This window comes from Stenotrophomonas sp. 2YAF22 (genome assembly GCF_052114665.1).
Lineage (GTDB): Bacteria > Pseudomonadota > Gammaproteobacteria > Xanthomonadales > Xanthomonadaceae > Stenotrophomonas > Stenotrophomonas indicatrix.
In genome coordinates this window covers 1-3,294 of sequence record NZ_JBFRFE010000495.1, presented here as the reverse complement: position 1 = coordinate 3,294, position 3,294 = coordinate 1, and the positions used below count along the sequence as shown (strand labels likewise).

Here is a 3,294-nt window from a genome sequence, read left to right as displayed (position 1 = left end):
GTCCCTGTGGCCTGGCCGCCGACTACGCCGCCTGCTGCGGGCGCTTCCATGCCGGCGACGCCGCGCCGGATGCCGAGCGTCTGATGCGCTCACGTTACAGCGCCTATGTGCGCCACCTACCGGACTACCTGCGTGCCACCTGGCACCCGGACACCCGTCCGGCAGAACTGTCGCTCGATGATGCCCCCGGCCAGCGCACCCAATGGCTGGGCCTGACCGTGCAGGACCACCAGGTGACCGGCAACGACAGCGCCGAGGTCCGCTTCACCGCCCGTTACCGCGTCGGTGGCGGCAGCGCGGTGAAAATGACCGAGCACAGCCGCTTCCTGCGGGTCGAGGGTCGCTGGTACTACCTCGACGCCGTCTGAGCCTGGCTGCCGCGCACGGCCAGCACGCGCTGGCCGCCATGCGCGCACACGCGGTTGCGGCCTTCCTCCTTGGCCGCATACAGCGCCTGGTCGGCCGCTTTGACCACCCCGGCAGGGCGCCGATCGACCCGGCTGTCGGCCAGGCCGATGCTGACGGTTACCTGCACCACCGCACCGCCACCGCCGCGCCCGCGCTGCTGCTGGCCGAGCGTATCGTCGCGGGTGCGCGTGCTGCGGTCGCGCAGTTGCATGCGGCTCTGTTCGATGCCCTGTCGCAGCGCCTCCACCGCATCCACGCAGGCCGATGCCGGGCGGTCGAGGAAAACCACGGCGAATTCCTCGCCGCCATAACGGAACGCACGGCCGCCGTCGCCCACCCGCGACAGCCGTGAGGCCACCAGTTTCAGCACGTCATCGCCGGTGTCGTGGCCGTGGGTGTCATTGAATTTCTTGAAATGATCCACGTCGATCATCGCGATGCTGTAAGTGCCGGTGGCGCGCTTGAGGGTCTCGTTGAACGCACGGCGACCGGGCAGGCCGGTCAGTTCGTCGCCGAAGGCCATGTGGAAGGACTCCTGCAGGGTCGCGCCCAGCATCAGCAGCAGCGCCGCTACGCTCAGCGCCGGCAGCAGCACCGGCTGCAGGAAGATCCGCGGCAGCATCCACCACAGGCACAGCAGGGCCAGCAGCATCGCCGTATGCAACGGCCGGGGCTGGCGCCACGCCTGCCATCCCAGCGCAGCGGTGGCCAGCAGGAACAGCACGGCAGGCAGCTGCGCCAGCGCGTTCCAGTTGCTCGGAATCCAGGGGAAGTGCCGGTTCGACAAAAGGTCGTGCATGCCCTGTGGCTGCTGTGTGGCAAGCAGGATGAAGATCGCCACCGCAACACCGCTGGTCGTGGCCCTCAGCAGCAGGTCCTGGCGGCGGCGGCCACGTTCGGGCCACAACGCATGGATGGCGAACAGCAACGGCAGCCAGGTCGAGATCGCGTGGAAGCGCAGTGGTGTCAACGCCGTCACTCGGCCCTCGCGCAGGTAGTGCCCAAGGTCCTGGTGCAGCACCGCGAAGGCCAGCGCCACCAGCAGCAACAGGCACAGCGTGCGCACCTGGTTGTACAGCAGCGCCAGCCCTGCACCCAGGCAGGCCAGCAACCACGGCAGGATGCGCTGCCCGGCGCGGCCGACATCATCGCTTTCCAGGCTCGCCCACAGCACCAGTGCGACCAGCACGGCGGGCAGCACGAACAGATAGTGCACAGGCTGTCGAAGCGGATGATGGGACACACGGAATTCCAGCGCGGTCACGACGCGGCCGCAGCACTGCCGTTAGCGGCGCAGCAGCGACCTTCTTGAATACGCGCAGCCTGATGTGAACACCGCGCCACCGGGCCATGACATTGCGCTCACCGGTCGCGGTCGAAGCTGGTCGCATGGACAGCGTACCCGCCGCCGTCGCTGCCCCGCAGCGTGACCTCGCCCGCCACTTCACCCATGTGCGGGGGCGCAGCGTGCAGCTGGCCGCACCCCTCAGCCCGGAAGACGCCCTGCTGCAGAGCATGGCCGATGCCAGCCCGGCCAAGTGGCACCTGGCCCACACCACCTGGTTCTTCGAACGCTTCGTGCTGGCCAGCCAGCCCGGCTACACCCCCTGGGATCCGGCCTGGGACTATCTGTTCAACAGTTACTACAAGAGTCTCGGCCCCGCCCACGCACGGCCTCAGCGCGGGTTGCTGTCGCGGCCCTCTCTGCAGCAGGTTCACGCCTACCGCCAGCATGTGGATGAGCAGGTGCTGGCAGGACTGCGCGCTGGCGATCTCGGCAGCGACGCCCTGCAGCACCTGCAGCTGGGGTTGCAGCACGAACAACAACACCAGGAGCTGCTGCTCACCGACATCAAGCATGCCTTCTGGTGCAATCCGCTGCAGCCGCCGTACCGCGAAGACCTGCCCATCGCCGTCAGCGCCCTCGGCACGCAGGGCTGGGTCGAACAGGGCGAACGCATCGTCAGCATCGGTGCGTCCGCCTGGCCGCAGCACGCGGCCTTCGCCTATGACAATGAATCGCCCGTGCATCGCGTGCTGCTTCCCGCGCATGCCATCGCCGAGCGCCCGCTCAGCAACGCCGAGTACCGCGCCTTCATCGACGCCGGCGGCTACCGCGATCCGCGCTGGTGGCTGAGCGAAGGCTGGGCGCTGCGCGAGGCCGAGCAGTGGCAGCATCCGCTGTACTGGGATGACGACCTGCTGCGCGAGTTCACCCTCGGCGGCTGGCGCGAGCTCGATCCGCATGCGCCGGTCTGTCACCTCAGTTACTACGAAGCCGATGCCTGCGCACGCTGGGCCGGTGCCCGCCTGCCCACCGAATTCGAATGGGAAGCGGCCGCCGCCTCGCAGCCGATCGAAGGCCACTTCGCCGACGACGACCATCTGCACCCGATGGCAGGGCAGGGCGATGGACTGCGCCAGTTGTTCGGCGACGTGTGGGAATGGACCAGCAGCGCCTATGGCGCCTATCCCGGCTTCCGTCCCTTCGCCGGCAACCTCGGCGAATACAACGGCAAATTCATGTGTGGCCAGTGGGTCCTGCGCGGTGGCAGCTGCGCCACGCCGCGCGGCCATGTACGGGCCAGCTACCGCAACTTCTTCATGCCACCGGCGCGTTGGCAGTTCTCAGGCGTGCGCCTGGCAAGGGATCTTTCATGAGTACCGTCCAGGATGCGCTGCAGGCGCTGACCGACCTTACCCCCGGCCGCCAGCAGATCCTTGCCGACGCCGTGGCGGGGTTGTCGCACGCTTGGCAGTTCTCAGGCGTGCGCCTGGCAAGGGATCTTTCATGAGTACCGTCCAGGATGCGCTGCAGGCGCTGACCGACCTTACCCCCGGCCGCCAGCAGATCCTTGCCGACGCCGTGGCGGGGTTGTCGCACGC

Annotated in this window: 4 protein-coding genes; 3 read left to right on the top strand and 1 reads right to left on the bottom strand. The window is 68.2% G+C overall.

Annotated elements, in window-relative coordinates:
• A partial coding sequence (locus tag AB4Y84_RS17045; protein ID WP_442250505.1) for a YchJ family metal-binding protein occupies positions 1 to 368 on the top strand: 368 nt, incomplete at its 5' end.
• On the opposite strand, the gene AB4Y84_RS17040 is transcribed toward AB4Y84_RS17045, so the two are convergent.
• Positions 350 to 1,651, bottom strand: a complete 1,302-nt coding sequence (locus AB4Y84_RS17040; RefSeq protein WP_442244241.1) for a diguanylate cyclase — start codon at positions 1,649 to 1,651, stop codon at positions 350 to 352. The two genes, AB4Y84_RS17045 and AB4Y84_RS17040, sit on opposite strands and share 19 nt — an antisense overlap.
• Positions 1,652 to 1,797: 146 nt before the next feature.
• On the opposite strand from AB4Y84_RS17040, the gene egtB reads away from it, so the two are divergent.
• Positions 1,798 to 3,069, top strand: a complete 1,272-nt coding sequence (egtB, locus tag AB4Y84_RS17035) for an ergothioneine biosynthesis protein EgtB (protein WP_442244240.1) — start codon at positions 1,798 to 1,800, stop codon at positions 3,067 to 3,069.
• On the top strand, positions 3,066 to 3,203 hold the full coding sequence (locus tag AB4Y84_RS17030; RefSeq protein ID WP_442250506.1) for a hypothetical protein: 138 nt from the start codon (positions 3,066 to 3,068) through the stop codon (positions 3,201 to 3,203). Before egtB ends, AB4Y84_RS17030 begins: the two co-directional genes overlap by 4 nt.
• Positions 3,204 to 3,294 lie beyond the last annotated feature (91 nt).